Source organism: Streptomyces misionensis, assembly GCF_900104815.1.
GTDB lineage: Bacteria > Actinomycetota > Actinomycetes > Streptomycetales > Streptomycetaceae > Streptomyces > Streptomyces misionensis.
Genome location: NZ_FNTD01000004.1, coordinates 5743340 through 5760000, shown reverse-complemented (window position 1 = coordinate 5760000; position 16661 = coordinate 5743340). Strand labels below are relative to the sequence as shown.

General features: G+C 71.0%; 13 protein-coding genes. 4 read left to right on the top strand and 9 right to left on the bottom strand.

Going from position 1 to position 16661, the window contains the following annotated elements; genetic code table 11:
- Window positions 1–104 precede the first annotated feature (104 nt).
- Window positions 105–1004 (bottom strand): 4-hydroxy-tetrahydrodipicolinate synthase, encoded by a 900-nt coding sequence (dapA, locus tag BLW85_RS28010; RefSeq protein WP_070022113.1) that lies wholly within the window; start codon window positions 1002–1004, stop codon window positions 105–107.
- Window positions 1005–1215: 211 nt separating this feature from the next.
- Window positions 1216–1965, bottom strand: coding sequence for an FAD-dependent thymidylate synthase (gene thyX, locus BLW85_RS28005; protein ID WP_074993610.1), 750 nt, complete (start codon window positions 1963–1965; stop codon window positions 1216–1218).
- A gap of 176 nt (window positions 1966–2141) precedes the next feature.
- Between thyX and BLW85_RS28000 the strand changes: the two genes are divergently transcribed.
- Window positions 2142–2381 (top strand): hypothetical protein, encoded by a 240-nt coding sequence (locus tag BLW85_RS28000; protein WP_074993608.1) that lies wholly within the window; start codon window positions 2142–2144, stop codon window positions 2379–2381.
- 90 nt (window positions 2382–2471) lie between these two features.
- Window positions 2472–3029 (top strand): YdbT family protein, encoded by a 558-nt coding sequence (locus BLW85_RS27995; RefSeq protein WP_070022119.1) that lies wholly within the window; start codon window positions 2472–2474, stop codon window positions 3027–3029.
- Between the two features lie 112 nt (window positions 3030–3141).
- Here the strand turns inward: BLW85_RS27995 and BLW85_RS27990 are convergent, their stop codons facing one another.
- The 5 genes from BLW85_RS27990 to rpsO form a co-directional block, all read right to left on the bottom strand.
- Window positions 3142–3597, bottom strand: coding sequence for a tetratricopeptide repeat protein (locus BLW85_RS27990; RefSeq protein ID WP_070022121.1), 456 nt, complete (start codon window positions 3595–3597; stop codon window positions 3142–3144).
- 13 nt (window positions 3598–3610) lie between these two features.
- Window positions 3611–4363, bottom strand: coding sequence for a 4-hydroxy-tetrahydrodipicolinate reductase (dapB, locus tag BLW85_RS27985; protein ID WP_074993606.1), 753 nt, complete (start codon window positions 4361–4363; stop codon window positions 3611–3613).
- A gap of 51 nt (window positions 4364–4414) precedes the next feature.
- Window positions 4415–5794 (bottom strand): M16 family metallopeptidase, encoded by a 1380-nt coding sequence (locus BLW85_RS27980; RefSeq protein ID WP_070022126.1) that lies wholly within the window; start codon window positions 5792–5794, stop codon window positions 4415–4417.
- Complete coding sequence (locus tag BLW85_RS27975) at window positions 5791–8007, bottom strand: polyribonucleotide nucleotidyltransferase (RefSeq protein WP_070022127.1); 2217 nt, start codon at window positions 8005–8007, stop codon at window positions 5791–5793. Before BLW85_RS27975 ends, BLW85_RS27980 begins: the two co-directional genes overlap by 4 nt.
- A gap of 296 nt (window positions 8008–8303) precedes the next feature.
- Window positions 8304–8591: a 30S ribosomal protein S15 gene (gene rpsO / locus BLW85_RS27970; protein ID WP_003997419.1), complete on the bottom strand. Its 288-nt coding sequence runs from the start codon at window positions 8589–8591 to the stop codon at window positions 8304–8306.
- A 268-nt stretch (window positions 8592–8859) separates the two neighbouring features.
- Here rpsO and BLW85_RS27965 point away from each other — a divergent pair, with 268 nt between their 5' ends.
- Window positions 8860–9153 (top strand): DUF397 domain-containing protein, encoded by a 294-nt coding sequence (locus BLW85_RS27965; protein ID WP_070022128.1) that lies wholly within the window; start codon window positions 8860–8862, stop codon window positions 9151–9153.
- 53 nt (window positions 9154–9206) lie between these two features.
- Here BLW85_RS27965 and BLW85_RS27960 read toward each other — a convergent pair whose 3' ends face one another.
- Window positions 9207–10703, bottom strand: coding sequence for an outer membrane protein assembly factor BamB family protein (locus BLW85_RS27960; RefSeq protein WP_074993603.1), 1497 nt, complete (start codon window positions 10701–10703; stop codon window positions 9207–9209).
- 65 nt (window positions 10704–10768) lie between these two features.
- Window positions 10769–12262, bottom strand: coding sequence for a type VII secretion integral membrane protein EccD (gene eccD / locus BLW85_RS27955; RefSeq protein WP_074993601.1), 1494 nt, complete (start codon window positions 12260–12262; stop codon window positions 10769–10771).
- Between the two features lie 304 nt (window positions 12263–12566).
- Here eccD and eccCa point away from each other — a divergent pair, with 304 nt between their 5' ends.
- The gene (eccCa, locus tag BLW85_RS27945; RefSeq protein WP_071828838.1) at window positions 12567–16532 is read left to right on the top strand and encodes a type VII secretion protein EccCa; all 3966 of its coding nucleotides are present in this window, start codon (window positions 12567–12569) and stop codon (window positions 16530–16532) included.
- Window positions 16533–16661: the final 129 nt, after the last annotated feature.

The following is a 16661-nucleotide window of genomic DNA, read 5'->3' as shown; positions in this document are numbered from 1 at the left end:
CCGCGTATGCGGTTGTCTGTGCGGTTGTCTCTTCAGTTGTCTCTTCGGGTGTGAAGCCCGGGGGCTTCTGGACCGCCTGGGTCCGGGTCGTGCGAAGTCTGTTGCTAGAGCTGTACCCCGCCGGCGGCAAGATCGATCTTGAGCTGCTCGATCTCCTCGGGCGAACACTCGACCATGGGCGAGCGCAGGGGCCCGCCGGGCAGTCCGAGCAGGCCGAGCGCGGCCTTGGTGGTCATGACGCCCTGGGTGCGGAACATGCCGGTGTAGACCGGGAGCAGCTTCTGGTGGATCTCGGTGGCCTTGACCACGTCGCCGGAGGTGTACGCCTCGACCAGGGCGCGCAGGTCCGGGGTGACCAGGTGGCCGACGACCGAGACGAAGCCGACCGCGCCCACGGAGAGCAGGGGCAGGTTCAGCATGTCGTCGCCGGAGTACCAGGCGAGGCCGGACTGCGCGATGGCCCAGCTGGCGCGGCCGAGGTCGCCCTTGGCGTCCTTGTTCGCGACGATCCGGGGGTGTTCGGCGAGCCGGACGAGCGTCTCGGTGTTGATCGGGACGCCGCTGCGGCCGGGGATGTCGTACAGCATGTTCGGCAGCCCGGTGGCGTCGGCGACGGCCGTGAAATGCCGGTACAGGCCCTCCTGCGGGGGCTTGTTGTAGTACGGCGTGACGACCAGGAGGCCGTGGGCGCCGATGCGCTCGGCCTCGCGGGCCAGCTCGATGCTGTGGTGGGTGTCGTTGGTGCCGACGCCCGCCACCACGTGGGCCCGGTCGCCGACCGCCTCCACTACGGCTCGTACGAGGTCCGCTTTCTCCGCGTCGCTGGTGGTGGGGGACTCGCCGGTGGTGCCGTTGACGATCAGGCCGTCGTTGCCTGCGTCCACCAGGTGGGCGGCGAGCCGCTGCGCGCCGTCGAGGTCGAGTGCGCCGTCCGCCGTGAAGGGCGTGACCATGGCGGTGAGGACCCGCCCGAAGGGGGTCTGCGGAGTCGAGGTCGGAGCCATGGGTAACACGCTACTCGGTGCTCCGTGCGCGGTCTGCCCTTGGGGGGCCGGGTAAGTCAGGACAAATATGGAACCCGGCACTGCCTGCTCGGGGGTTCAAGCAGTGCCGGGTCCGTTTGATCAGGCTAGATGAACTTCTCCAAATGCCGCAATACGGACACTTCAGGAGGCTGACCCGTACATCCGTTCCGCGCTCCGCGGCGGCGCCCGGTCAGGGGGCCACGCGGCCGTTCGCGTTGTAGGCGGCGTACGTCAGCGGCATGAGCTCGGCCCACTCCGCCTCCATCTTCTCGCCCACCATCTCGATCTCCCGCTGCGGGAAGGACGGCACCTTGGCCAGCTCGTGCTGGGTGCGCAGGCCGAGGAAGTGCATCAGGGAGCGCGCGTTGCAGGTGGCGTACATGGAGGAGTACAGACCGACGGGGAGCACCGCGCGGGCTACCTCGCGGGCGACGCCCTCGTCGAGCAGCTTCTGGTAGGACGCGTAGGCCTGCCGGTACGACTCCTCCAGGGTGCCGCTCACCGTGGCGTGCTGCTCCGGGGTGCCCTCGACGAAGACGTACTTGCCGGGGCGGCCCTGCTGCACGAGCTTGCGGTCGGTGTCCGGGACGTAGAAGACGGGCTGGAGCTCCCGGTAGCGGCCGGACTCCTCGTTGTACGACCAGCCGACCCGGTGCCGCATGAACTCGCGGAAGACGAAGATCGGGGCACTGATGAAGAAGGTCATCGAGTTGTGCTCGAACGGGCTGCCGTGCCGGTCGCGCATCAGGTAGTTGATCAGGCCCTTGGAGCGCTCGGGGTCCTTCTTCAGCTCGTCCAGGGACTGCTCGCCCGCGGTGGAGACGCGGGCGGCGAAGAGGACGTCGGCGTCCGAAGCGCTGGACTTCACCAGCTCGACGGTGACGTCGCTGCGGAACGTGAGCGACTCGGGGGTGGTCACGGGGGTTGGGGTCCTTCCCATCACTTCGGGTGGTTCGCGCCCACCTTACGGGGCACCCGGCGGGGCCCGTGCGGGACCTCACCCCAAAAAACCCGCCGACGATTTTTTCGGACATGGGCACCTTTTGCCGTACTCGATCGTCTGTACCGGTGAGGCCTGCACGTTCGACCCCAAACCGGGAAAGGAGTGGCACCGCGATGTCCCGTCGGAGCGAGCCCGTCCCCTTCGCCTTCCTCGCCGAAGCCGACACGTTCCGCAGCAATGTGACTCCGCCGCCGCGGCAGCGGGGGTCCTTCGGCGAGATAGCCGGGCGCTGGCTGCTGGGTCTGACCGTCGTGGCCGGACTGGTGGGCTCCCTGCTCCTCGGCATGCCGGCGCTGTCCACTCCGTCCGGTCCGCCGGCACCCCAGTCGCAGGCGTCCCAGGGGCACCACTGACCCTTACGGCGGCTCACGGCTGGTGAGCGGGAAGCGGGCCGGATAGCCTCACCGGGCACAGCCCCCGTGAGGACCGAGTGAGGACCAGCCGTGCCCCTGCCCTTCCTGACGGCCGACCGCACCTTCGAGTCGGCCTCCGAGAGCGCGCTGCCGTACGACGACCGGGACCGCTGGCGGCGTCCCTACCGGCCCGGCCCCTGGCGGGTGGGCCTGGCCGCGCTGGTGCTGATGGTCGCCTCGTTCGTGTTGTTCGCGGCGGTGCTGATCGCGCTGACCGGCTCGGCCTCCTTTGCCGCGGTGGTCCTCGGCACGGGTCTGCTGGTGATCGCGGGTGCGCTGCGCCTGCTGCGCATGGGCGTCTGGGTGAGCGCGCGCGGGCTGCGTCAGGTGGGCTTCGTGATGACGCGTACGGTGCCGTGGGCGCGGGTGGTGTCCGTGCGGACGGTGCAGCAGCCGGTGCGGTGGCTGGGGCTGCCGAGGACGGTGCAGGGCCAGGCGTTGACGCTGTCGCGCAAGGACCGTCCGGCCGCGGAGACCCCGGCGCTGCTGACCACGCACACCCTGGACTTCGTGGGGCGCCCGGCGGCCTTCGAGCGGGCGGCGGACGTGGTGGAGGCGTGGGCGGCGGAGGCGGGCCGGGGCCACTGAGTCCCGGCGCGTGACCGCGGGCCGGGCGGGGCGGGTACGCCCGCGCGGCCCGGCGGACCGTGGCGGCGCGGCCGGCCCGTCGCGTGTCCGCGGCCTGGCCGGCTACGGCACGTCAGGCGTCCGTCGGCGTGCGGCCCGCGTGCAGGGCGATCGCCCGTTGCATGGCCTTGCGGGCGCGGGGGGTGTCCCGGGCGTCGTGGTAGGCCACGGCCAGCCGGAACCAGCAGCGCCAGTCGTCCGGGGCGGACTCGGTCTCGGCCTTGCGCTTGGCGAAGACCTCGTCGGCCGAGTCGCGGTCGATCCGGCCGCCGGGGGTGCGCCGCAGCTCGTCCACGGGCAGGCCACCCTCGGCGTCGAGTTCGGCGGCGAGCTGGTTGGCCCGGCGGACGAACTGGGTGTTCTTCCACAGGAACCACAGCCCGATGACCGGCAGGATCAGCACCGCGACCCCGAAGGTCACGGTGAGGACCGTACCGGTCTCGATGAGCAGCACACCGCGGCTGCCGACCAGGACGAAGTAGAAGACCAGGACGGCGGCCGTGATGAGGTAGTTGATCTTCGCGCGCATCGCAGGGACCGTCTCAGCTCAGGTCGAGGAAGTGCTCCAGGCCGAAGGTCAGGCCCGGAGTGGTCACCACGCGGCGGGCGCCGAGCAGGATGCCCGGCATGAAGCTGCTGTGGTGCAGGGAGTCGTGGCGGATGGTGAGGGTCTCGCCCTCTGCGCCGAGCAGCACCTCCTGGTGGGCCAGGAGGCCGCGCAGCCGTACGGCGTGCACGGGGACGCCGTCCACGCTCGCGCCCCGGGCGCCGTCCAGCGCGGTGACCGTGGCGTCCGGCGCGGGGGCGGTGCCGGCCGCCCGGCGGGCCTCGGCGATGAGCTGTGCGGTGCGGGTGGCCGTACCGGACGGCGCGTCCACCTTGTTGGGGTGGTGCAGCTCGACCACCTCGACCGACTCGAAGTACGGCGCGGCGATCTGGGCGAACTTCATGGTCAGCACGGCCCCGATGGAGAAGTTCGGGGCGATGAGCACGCCGGTCTGCGGGGACTGGTCGAGCCAGCCCGTCAGCTGCGCGAGGCGCTCCTCGGTCCAGCCGGTCGTGCCGACGACGGCGTGGATGCCGTGGCGCACGCAGAAGTCGAGGTTGCCCATGACCGAGGCGGGGGTGGTCAGTTCGACGGCGACCTGGGCGCCGGTCTCCGCCAGCGTCTCCAGCTTGTCGCCCCGGCCGAGGGCGGCCACCAGCTCCATGTCCTCGGCGGCCTCGACCGCCCTGACCGCCTCGGCCCCGATCCGGCCCTTGGCGCCGAGGACCGCCACGCGCAGCTTGCTCATCCTTGCTTCCTCACGATCCTTGCTGACTTGCCGACTTGTCGATTCCGTTGGTCAGGCGACGGCGTCGTGCAGTCGCGCGGCCTGTTTGTCCTTCAGCGGGCCGATGACCGACAGCGACGGACGCCTGCCCAGGATGTCGCGGGCGACCGAGCGCACCTCGTCCGGGGTGACCGCGGCTATCTTCGCCAGCATGTCGTCCACCGACATCTGCTCGCCCCAGCACAGCTCGCTCTTGCCGATACGGTTCATCAGCGCGCCGGTGTCCTCCAGGCCGAGGACGGTGGAGCCCCGCAACTGGCCGATGGCGCGGGTGATCTCGTCGTCGGTCAGCCCGTTGGCGGCCACGTGGTCGAGTTCGTCGCGGCAGATCCGCAGCACGTCGTGCACCTGGCTGGGACGGCAGCCGGCGTAGACGCCGAACAGGCCGCAGTCGGCGAAGCCGGACGTGTACGAGTACACGCTGTAGGCGAGGCCGCGCTTCTCCCGGACCTCCTGGAAGAGCCGCGAGGACATCCCGCCGCCGAGGGCGGTGTTGAGGACGCCCATGGCCCAGCGGCGGTCGTCGGTGCGGGCGAGGCCCGGCATGCCGAGCACGACGTGCGCCTGCTCGGTCTTGCGGCCGAGCAGTTCCACCTTGCCGAAGGTCCGGATGGTACGGCTGCCGTGGCGCGGGGCGATGGGCTGCGCGTCCGGGTTCTTCAGCGCGCCCGCCTTCTCGAAGGCCGCGCGGACCTGTCGTACGACCTTGTTGTGGTCGACGTTGCCGGCGCAGGCGACCACCAGGTGGGTGGGGTCGTAGTGCTTGCGGTAGAAGCGGCGGATGCGGTCGGCGGTGAGGGCGTTGACGGTGTCCACGGTGCCGAGGACCGGGCGGCCGAGGGCGTTGTTCCCGAACATGGTGTGCGCGAACAGGTCGTGCACGCAGTCGCCGGGGTCGTCCTCGGTCATCGCGATCTCTTCGAGGATGGCGCCGCGTTCGACGTCGACGTCCTCCTCGACGATGAGCGAGCCGGTCAGCATGTCGCAGACGACGTCGATGGCGAGCGGCAGGTCGGTGTCGAGCACCCGTGCGTAGTAGCACGTGTACTCCTTGGCCGTGAACGCGTTCATCTCGCCGCCGACGGCGTCGATGGCGGCGGAGATGTCCAGCGCGGAGCGGCGCTCGGTGCCCTTGAAGAGCAGGTGCTCCAGGTAGTGCGTCGCGCCGTTCAGGGCGGGGGTCTCGTCACGCGAGCCGACGTGGGCCCAGATGCCGAAGGTGGCGGAGCGGACCGACGGCAGGGTTTCGGTGACGACGCGCAGGCCCCCCGGGAGGGTGGTCTTGCGGACGGTGCCGATGCCGCCGGTGCCCTTGATCAGGGTTTGGGTACGGGCGACGGCCCGCGCCTCCGAAGAGGAGCGGGCCGTCACCTTCGAGCCACGGGACGTCACTGCTCGGCGTCGTCCTTCGCCTCGTCGCCGTCCTCGCCCTCGATCACCGGGACGAGGGACAGCTTGCCGCGGGAGTCGATCTCGGCGATCTCGACCTGGACCTTCTGGCCCACGCCGAGGACGTCCTCGACGTTCTCCACGCGCTTGCCGCCGGCGAGCTTGCGGATCTGCGAGATGTGCAGCAGACCGTCCTTGCCGGGCAGCAGGGAGACGAACGCACCGAAGGTGGTCGTCTTGACGACCGTACCGAGGTAGCGCTCCCCGACCTCGGGCATCGTCGGGTTGGCGATGCCGTTGATCGTGGCGCGGGCGGCCTCGGCGGAGGGGCCGTCGGCGGCACCGATGTAGATCGTGCCATCGTCCTCGATGGTGATCTCGGCGCCGGTGTCCTCCTGGATCTGGTTGATCATCTTGCCCTTGGGGCCGATGACCTCACCGATCTTGTCGACCGGGATCTTGACGGTGATGATCCGCGGGGCGTGCGGGCTCATCTCGTCGGGCCGGTCGATGGCCTCCATCATCACGTCGAGGATGTGCAGGCGGGCGTCGCGGGCCTGCTTGAGGGCCGCGGCCAGGACGGAGGCCGGGATGCCGTCCAGCTTGGTGTCGAGCTGGAGGGCGGTCACGAAGTCCTTGGTGCCGGCGACCTTGAAGTCCATGTCGCCGAAGGCGTCCTCCGCACCGAGGATGTCGGTGAGGGTGACGTAGTGCGTCTCGCCGTCGATCTCCTGGGAGATCAGACCCATGGCGATACCGGCGACCGGGGCCTTCAGCGGCACACCGGCGTTCAGCAGCGACATGGTGGAGGCGCAGACGGAGCCCATGGACGTCGAACCGTTGGAGCCGAGGGCCTCGGACACCTGGCGGATCGCGTAGGGGAACTCCTCGCGGGTCGGCAGCACCGGCACGAGCGCGCGCTCGGCGAGGGCGCCGTGGCCGATCTCGCGGCGCTTCGGGGAGCCGACGCGGCCGGTCTCGCCGGTGGAGTACGGCGGGAAGTTGTAGTTGTGCATGTAGCGCTTGCGGGTCACCGGGGAGAGGGTGTCCAGCTGCTGCTCCATGCGGAGCATGTTGAGGGTGGTGACGCCCAGGATCTGGGTCTCGCCACGCTCGAACAGCGCGGAGCCGTGCACCCGCGGGATGGCCTCGACCTCGGCGGCCAGGGTGCGGATGTCGGTGACACCGCGGCCGTCGATGCGCTTCTTCTCCTTGATGACGCGCTCGCGGACCAGGGCCTTGGTCAGCGAGCGGTACGCGGCGGAGATCTCCTTCTCGCGGCCCTCGAACTCGGGCAGCAGCTTCTCGGCGGCCAGACCCTTGACGCGGTCCAGCTCGGCCTCGCGCTCCTGCTTGCCGGCGATGGTGAGCGCCTGGGCGAGCTCGGGCTTGACCGCGGCGGTCAGCGCCTCCAGGACGTCGTCCTGGTAGTCCAGGAAGATCGGGAACTCGCCGGTCGGCTTGGCGGCCTTGGCGGCGAGGTCGGACTGGGCGCGGCACAGGACCTTGATGAACGGCTTCGCGGCCTCCAGACCGGCGGCCACGACCTCCTCGGTCGGCGCCTCGGAGCCGTCCTCGACCAGCTTGATGGTCTTCTCGGTGGCCTCGGCCTCGACCATCATGATCGCGACGTCGCCGTCCTCCAGGACGCGGCCCGCGACGACCATGTCGAAGACGGCGTCCTCGAGCTCGGTGTGCGTCGGGAAGGCCACCCACTGGCCGCGGATCAGCGCGACGCGGACGCCGCCGATCGGGCCGGAGAAGGGCAGGCCGGCCAGCTGGGTGGACGCGGACGCGGCGTTGATCGCGACGACGTCGTACAGGTGGTCGGGGTTGAGCGCCATGACCGTGCAGACGACCTGGATCTCGTTGCGCAGGCCCTTCTTGAAGGACGGGCGCAGCGGACGGTCGATCAGGCGGCAGGTGAGGATCGCGTCCTCGCTCGGCCGGCCCTCGCGGCGGAAGAAGCTGCCGGGGATCTTGCCGGCGGCGTACATCCGCTCCTCGACGTCCACCGTGAGGGGGAAGAAGTCGAGCTGGTCCTTGGGGTTCTTGGAGGCGGTGGTGGCCGACAGCACCATGGTGTCGTCGTCCAGGTACGCCACGGCGGAGCCGGCGGCCTGCTTGGCCAGGCGGCCCGTCTCGAAACGGATGGTGCGGGTACCGAAGGCGCCATTGTCGATGACGGCCTCGGCGTAGTGGGTCTCGTTCTCCACTAGCGTTTTCTCCTCGTCTTCGTCCCGGGACTGCCCGTGTGGCAGGGGGACGGTGGTGGAGAAGCGCGCCTGCTGTGCGGGCCGGTCTTCGATCGAAGCACCCGGGGCTCGCTTCCCCCCGGGGGCCACTACCGAGGACCGGCGGCGGCGTGGTGCGCTTCTCCTCGTTCTGTGTCGTACGTAATGCGTTGTGCTACCACACTACAAAGCGTGAGTGACACCGCGCACGTTTCCGCACGTACAGCAAAGGGAGCGGTCCCCGAGTCCTGCCGGGAACCGCTCCCCTCACGGCGTCCTTACTTGGCGCCCGCCGCACCGCGGCGGATGCCGAGGCGGTCGACCAGCGCACGGAAGCGCTGGATGTCCTTCTTCGCCAGGTACTGCAGCAGGCGACGGCGCTGACCGACCAGGATCAGCAGGCCACGACGGCTGTGGTGGTCGTGCTTGTGGGTCTTGAGGTGCTCGGTCAGGTCGGAGATCCGACGGGACAGCAGAGCGACCTGGACCTCGGGGGAGCCGGTGTCACCCTCCTTGGTACCGAACTCGGCGATGATCTGCTTCTTCGTAGCGGCGTCGAGCGACACGCGTACTCCTCATAGTCTGTTGAGAGCCACCGAGTGCCCCCGGTCTACATCTCGGGAGAGCTTCCGTTACTCGGGAGGCGGGGATCCGCTGCGCGCGACCTCCAGGGCACGGGGCTCCGGGGGTGCGTACACGAACGGCCGTCACTCAGGGTACCAGGCGGCGGCCGGCCTCTTTCCCCCGGTCGCCGAGCGTCCCCGCGGGAGCGCCCGCGGCCACTAGGGTGAGCGCCGGGACCGTACGCAAACGTCGGGAAGGGGTCGCCGCACCATGGCGGAGACGGAAGCGGAGATCAAGGCACGCAAGGAGCGCGAGCGCGACGAGCTGTACGCGCTCGACATCTCGGACGTCGAGTGGCACTGCGCCCCGGGCACCGAGGAGCACGAGGAGCGCGTGGAGATCGCGTACCTCCCCGAAGGGGCCGTCGCGATGCGTTCCTCCCTCGACCCGGACACGGTGCTCCGCTACACGGAGGCGGAGTGGCGGGCGTTCGTGCTGGGGGCGCGGGACGGCGAGTTCGACCTGAAGCCCATGGCGCACGACGGGGGACCCGAGGCGCGGTAGGTGGTCCGGGAGGGGGCGGCACGCGTTGTGCCGCCCCTTTCGCGCGCCGGGGGTCAGTGCTTGAGGCCGGCGGTGCCGACGCCGAACACCGAGATGACCGGGCCCGCCTTCCTCGGGTCCTCGCGCTCCAGCCGGTAGGGGGCGAAGAAGGCGCGGCCGTGCTCGTAGAGCAGGACCGAGAACTCCGGGTCGTCCTCCACCTTCCCGTCGAACGTCCTGTCCTCCTCCGTCGGCAGGCGGAACAGGAGGAACGGGGTCTCCTTGCCGGTGCGCGGGTTCCAGTCGACGATGGCCGCGGGCTGCACCTCGTCCATGCTGCTGCGGTAGACGATCAGGTCGTCGCCGTTCATGCGGACGGGGAGGACCGACTGGAATGTGCGGCCGCTGAACGTGGCCACGGCGGTGCCCTTGCGGACGTCGAACGCCGTGATGTGGTTCGCCGGCTTGAAGGGGTCGTCGGAGTCCTTGCTCCTGACGAAGACCCGGTCGCGGCCGGCCACGATGCCGGAGCACTTGTCGACGACGCCGAAGAAGCCGGAGGTCTCCGGATCGCAGTAGGGCTCGTACTTCTTCAGCGAGATGGTGGCCAGCCGCTCGCCGTTCCCGGGGTCCAGGGTGATCAGGTCGGTGACCAGGACGTCCCCGGCGGCGACGGCGAGCACGGGCGGGTCGGAGGACGGCAGGAAGACCTCCTGGACGCCCTTGCTGACCGAGTAGCTCCACGCGACCTTGCCGGTGCGCGGTGCGAGCTTCTCCACCCGGTAGGTGCGCTCGCCGGCCTGCTTGCAGGTGACCAGGGCCAGCAGCGCGGGGCCGCCGGCGTAGCCCGCGTCGTGGCACTGCGAGGTGGCGAGGGTGGTGTTCCACAGCCGCTTGCCGCTGTCCGTGTCGTACGCCGCCGAGCCCTGCCCCCAGGCGATGGCCACGACCCCCCGGGTCAGGGCGACGTTGGTGTTGGTGACGTAGGCGAACTCGGACGACGGTATCTTGCGCTGCCAGAGCTTCTTGCCGGTGTTCAGGTCGACCATGAGCACCTGGTCGCAGGAGCTTCCCGAGGTCTGGATCACGACCGGGGTCCGGCCGTCGACCGTGACGTCGCGGCTGACGGCGCAGACGGGGCCGTCGAGGTCCAGCTTCCAGGCCCGGTTGTCGGTGTCCAGCGAGCCACCGATCTTGTAGCCCGCGATCCAGTTGGCGACGGTCCGGGCGACGATCTTGTCCGTGGCCCAGGTCCCGGGCGCGTACCGGAACTTGTTGGCGAGGATGTTCTCCTCGTGGTCGACGACGATCTGCCCCTCCGGGGAGACGGGCGCCTTCTCCACGCTCTCGCGGCCGTCGCGCACGTCGCCCGGGGCCTGCTTCGCCGCCTTGGCGCCGGCGTGCCCCGCGTCGCCCGACGAGTGGTACCAGAGCAGCCCCGCGCCGGCGCACAGCACGACCGCGACGACCGCCGCGAGCACGCCCAGGAGGCGTCGGCGGCGCCGGCCGCGCGACTGGTCGGCGGCCAGCGCCGACTGTGTGTACATGGACGGGGGCGGGCCGAAGCTCACGCTGCGAGATCCTTCTCTTGGCCGCCCCCGCGGGGGCGGGCGGGCCGACGGGGCGGTGCCTCAGGTCACTTGCTGGTCATCGCGCGGGCCGCGGCGTACACGTCGAACACGGCGAGCGCGAGGGGCACCAGCGTGAGGAGGACAAAGCCCTCGACGATCTCCAGGAACCGGCCCCAGAAGGGGCTCAGGCCCTGGCGCGGGACGATGAGTCCCAGGGCCGCCACGAGGGCCGTGCCGGCCGCGATCGCGGCGGCGAGCCAGACGGCGCGGATGTCGAGGCCGGAGCGGTCGCCGGTGAGGGCGTCGCGCAGGATGGACTGCGGCGGGTTGAGCGCCAGGCCGAGACCGAGCAGGACGAGCGAGCCGAGTCCGGCCGCCAGCAGCGGGGCGACCTGGCCGGTGTAGCGGAAGAGCTGGGCGCGCATGAGGAGCGCCACGGCCGTGGCGAGGGCGAGCAGCTGGGCCCAGATGTCGTCGGAGAAGCCGAGCACCGCGGCCGAGGCGAGGGCGGTGAGCGCGCAGCCGGCGACGAGCCCGACCAGGATCTCGTGACCGCGGCGGGCCTGGGCCTCGATCCGCTTCGTGTCGACCGGCTCCTGCACGGTGGTCTCCGTGCCGTAGACGCTGCTCTGGGCGGAGTTCGGCGGTTCGAAGCCGATGGGCAGCCGGGCGAAGCGCATGGAAAGGCCGGGCAGGAAGGCGAGGCCGCCGACCGCGAGGGGCGCGCACAGGGCGGCGATCTCCTTCGGCGTCCAGTGCGCGAGGACGGCCGTGAACACGGTGAGCAGGCCGAGCGCGGAGGCGAGGACGAAGGCGACGAACGGGGCGTCCCCGCCCGGTGTGCACAGCGTCAGGACGACGGCGGCGAGCAGCACGGCCGCGCAGGCGAGCAGGAACTGGAGTTTCCCGATGCCCTGGCCGTGGGCGAGGGGGAGCAGTCCGGAACCGGCCACGGCGGCGTTGGGCAGGGCGCCGAGGCCCAGGGCGATGGCCGCGCCCCGGTCGTCGTAGATCCGGCCGCGCACGGCGGCGAAGACGACGAGGAGCACCGCGGCGACGCCCGCGAGGACGCCGGGCAGGCTGTGCATGTCGTGCCCGGGGTCCGCCTGCCAGGTGACGAAGGCGAGCAGGGCCGACAGGACGCCCGCGCCGACGAGGCCGGCGGCACGGGTGAGGTCGTCGCTCCACAGGGTCCGGTGCCGGGTCACCGAGGAGGCGACCGCCTCGGAGACGTCGTCGAAGACGGCCGGCGGCAGCGACTCGGAGAAGGGGCGCAGGGTGAGCAGTTCGCCGTCGAGAATCCGCTGCGCGGCGAAGGACCGCGCGCTGTCGAGGACGGTGCCGTCCCGGCGTACGAGGTGGTAGCCGACCGGTGCGCCCTCGGCGGGCTCCTGCCGGGAGAGCCTGAGGATCTCCGGGTAGATGTCGGCGACCGGGATGTCGTCGGGCAGCGCCACGTCGATCCGGCTGTCGGGCGCGACGATCGTGACCCGGCAGAAACCGAGCCCCGACCCGGACCCCGTGCCGGGCACCGCTGTTCCCGTGGTCGTCGTGGTCACCTCGTACTCCCCCTCAGTGATGATTCTGCGCCCGTGATGTGAAAATCCTGCTCGATCCCCGGGGCGGACACCCGAGAATCGACGCAGAGGGCGTCGCCCGGCTCCGCCAGGGGTGGCGTGCGGAGACGCCTCGCACGGAATACCCCGGTTCGCGGGGTGTGTTCGCGTGTGCTCAAGCGAACACCCGGCACCCTACCCCGCACCGGTCATTCGTGGAGTCAGTAGGATCACGCGGCGGCCTGCGTCCGTCCGCCAACGGGGGACGGACCTCATTCTTGGGGCCCGGCAAAGGAATTGGGGAGCAGTGAGTCACATCGTCGTGAAGCGCCCGCCTCGGGCGCTGCCGTCCGAAGTGCCCACAGGGGAGGTCGTTCTCCAGCCTCCTCCGGAATTGCCCCGGGGGCCGCAGGAAAGCGTCCTCATGCAATTGCTGCCGACACTCGGCATGGGTGGCTCGGTGGTCTTCTTCTTCACGAACGGACAGCCGTTCATGAAGATCATGGGCATGGTGATGATCGCGTCCACCGTCGCCATGTCCATCGCGATGGTGATCCGCTTCCGGCGTGGCTCGCAGGGCCAACTCGCCGATGTGCGGCGCGATTACATGCGCTACCTGTCGCAGACCCGCAGCGCCGCCGTGGCCACCGCCAAGGCCCAGCGCGACGCGCAGTACTACCTGCACCCCTCGCCCGAGCAGTTGTGGGCGCTGGTCGCCGAGGGCAGCCGGGTGTGGGAACGCAGGCCCGGCGACGAGGACTTCGCGCAGGTGCGCATCGGGCTGGGTGCCCAGGAACTGGCCACGCCGCTCATCGCCCCCGAGGCCGGTCCGGCAGGGCGGCTGGAACCGCTCACGGCGGGGGCCATGGAACGGTTCGTCGACGTCCACGGCACCCTGGGCGACCTGCCGATGGCGGTCTCGCTGCGCGCCTTCTACCACGTCACCGTCAGCGGTGACGCGGAGTCCGCGCGCTCCTGTGTGCGCGCCCTGACCGGCTCGCTGGCCGCGCTGCACTCCCCCGAGGACCTGATCGTCGCCGTGGCGGCCGGCCGGGACACGCTCCCGCAGTGGGAGTGGGTCAAGTGGCTGCCGCACGCGCAGGCGGCGGACGCCGTGGACGGGGCGGGCTCGCGCCGGCTGATCGGCCCCGACGCCCGCGAGCTGGAGGACCTGCTGGCCGACCGTCTCGCCGGCCGGCCGCGGTTCCACCCGAGCGGCGCGCCGCTGCTGGAGGAGCCCCACATCGTCCTCGTCCTCGACGGCGTCTCCCTGCCGCCCGACTCCGTCCTGTCCAACCTGGAGGGACTCCAGGGCGTGACGGTGATCGAGGTCGTGCCCGGTGAAGTCGCCGCCGCCCGCGGTGACCTGTGGATCGTCGCGCAGCCCACCGCGCTGCGCCTGGAGTCGGCGAGCGGCGAGGTCTACGAGGGCACGCCGGACGCCCTGTCGTACGAGTCCGCCGAGGCCCTCGCCCGCCAACTGGCCCCGCTGCGCCTCGCCTCCGGCGGTGACGACGACGAACCGCTGCTCGCCAACCTGGAGTTCACCGAACTGCTGAACCTGGGCGACGCGGCGTCCGTCGATCCGCAGCGCACCTGGCGGCCGCGCGGGCTCGCCGAGCGGCTGCGGGTGCCGATCGGTGTCGGCGTGGACGGCCGCCCGGTGATGCTGGACCTCAAGGAGGCCGCCCAGGAGGGCATGGGCCCGCACGGTCTGTGCGTGGGCGCCACCGGTTCCGGCAAGTCGGAGCTGCTGCGCACCCTGGTGCTGGGCCTCGCGGTCACCCACTCCTCGGAGACCCTGAACTTCGTCCTCGCCGACTTCAAGGGCGGTGCGACCTTCGCCGGCATGGCGCAGATGCCGCACGTGGCGGCGGTCATCACCAACCTGGCCGACGACCTCACCCTGGTCGACCGCATGGGCGACTCGATCCGTGGCGAGCTGAACCGCCGCCAGGAGCTGCTGCGCGACGCGGGCAACTACGCCAACATCCACGACTACGAGAAGGCGCGCGCGGCCGGCGCCCCGCTGCAGCCGATCCCCTCGCTCGTGCTGGTGATCGACGAGTTCAGCGAACTGCTGACCGCCAAGCCCGACTTCATCGAGATGTTCGTGCAGATCGGCCGCATCGGCCGTTCGCTGGGCGTGCATCTGCTGCTGGCCTCGCAGCGTCTGGAGGAGGGCCGGCTGCGCGGCCTGGAGACGTACCTGTCGTACCGGATCGGTCTGCGCACCTTCTCCGCGGCCGAGTCCCGCGCGGCCCTCGGCGTCCCGGACGCCTACGAACTCCCGAACGTGCCCGGCTCCGGTTTCCTGAAGTTCGGCACGGACGAGATGGTCCGCTTCAAGGCGGCGTACGTCTCCGGTGTGTACCGCTCCGGGGGCCGGCAGTCCGCTTCGGCCGGGGGGCCGCTGCCCGTCGACCGGCGGCCGGTGCTGTTCACCGCCGCGGCGGTGCCCGTGCGGTACGCGCCGGTGCCGCAGCAGCGGACGGAGCCGACCGCGCAGGTCGACGACGCCCTCGCGGACACCGTCCTCGATGTGATCGTGCGCCGGCTGGAGGCGCAGGGGCCCGCGGCGCACCGGGTGTGGCTGCCGCCGCTGGACAGCCCGCCCTCGCTGGACGGGCTGCTGCCCAAGCTCACGGCCGTCCCGGGGCGCGGGCTCACCCAGCCCGGCTACGAGGGTGCGGGGCGCCTCGTCGTCCCCGTGGGCCTGGTCGACAAGCCGTACGAGCAGCGTCGTGAGCCCCTGTGGCTGGACTTCTCCGGCGCCGCGGGCCATCTGCAGCTGCTGGGCGGCCCGCAGTCCGGCAAGTCCACCATGATGCGGTCGCTGATCTGCGCCTTCGCGCTGACGCACACTCCGCAGGAGGTGCAGTTCTACGGCCTGGACTTCGGTGGCGGCGGCATGGCGGCGGTGGCCGGCCTTCCGCACGTGGGCGGGATCGCCTCCCGCCTGGACCCGGAGCGGGTGCGGCGCACGGTGTCGGAGGTCTTCGGTGTGCTGCGGCGCCGCGAGGAGTACTTCCGCACGGCGGGCATCGCCTCGATCCAGGACTTCCGCGCCCGGCGCGAGCGGGGCGAGATCTCGGTCACCGACCAGCCGTGGGGCGATGTGTTCTTGGTGATCGACGGCTGGGGCAACTTCCGCACCGACTACGACAGTCTGGAGCCGGCCGTCCTGGAGATCGCGGCGCGCGGCCTCGGGTACGGCATCCACCTGGTGCTGACGGCGTCGCGTTCGATGGAGGTCCGCGCCAACCTCAAGGACCACCTGATGAACCGCCTCGAACTGCGGCTCGGCGACACCATGGACTCCGAGATCGACCGCAAGGTGGCGGCGAACGTGCCGGCGGGCGTGCCGGGGCGCGGTGTGTCGCCGCAGAAGCTGCACTTCATGGCGGCGGTGCCGCGGATCGACGGCCTCACCTCCGACACGGACCTGGCCGACGCGACGGCGGCCCTGGCGGCCGAGGTCTCCCGGCACTGGCAGGCACCGGGCGCTCCGCAGGTGCGGATGCTGCCCCGGGAGCTTCCGGCGGAGCAGCTGCCCACGGGGGACCGCTTCCCGCGGCAGGGTGTCGCCTTCGGCATCGACGAGAACGACCTGGAACCGGTCTTCGTCGACTTCGAGCAGGACCCGTTCTTCCTGGTCTTCGGCGAGAGCGAGTCGGGCAAGTCGAATCTGCTGCGGCTGCTCATCACGCAGCTGACGCAGCGCTACTCGGGCGACGAGGCGAAGTTCTTCGTGGTCGACAACCGGCGGTCCCTGCTGGATGTCACGCCGGCCTCGCACCTGGCCGAGTACATCCCGATGTCCAACGCCATGGACCACCACATGGTGGCCCTCGCCGACCTGATGAAGCGGCGCACGCCCACCGCCGATGTCACCGCCCAGCAGCTGCGGGAGCGCAGCTGGTGGCGGGGCCCGACGGTGTACGTGGTGGTGGACGACTACGACCTGGTGTCCACGTCCAGCGGCAACCCGCTGGGGGGCCTCGTCGAACTGCTGCCGTTCGCCCGTGACGTCGGCGTGCGGTTCATCATCGCGCGCTCCACCGCGGGCGCGGGCCGGGCCTCCTTCGAGGCCTTCATGCAGCGGATGACCGAACTGGGCGCCCAGGGCGTGGTCCTGTCCGGCGACCCGAGCGAGGGCGACCTCCTGGGCGGGGTACGGCCGCGGCCGATGCCGGCGGGGCGCGGTGTCTTCGTCTCGCGCCGGAGGGGGAAGATGCTGGTGCAGACGGGATTGGTGGACGTGGAGTACTGACGCCCTGGTCGAGAGGCCCGGCGGTGTTTCCGCCGGGCCTCTCGGCCAAGGTGCGAAGAAAGGCACAGCCACGGAAACGCCCGCGGATGTGACCGCGCGGCGCCGGGTCACCGACGGAACATACAGAAG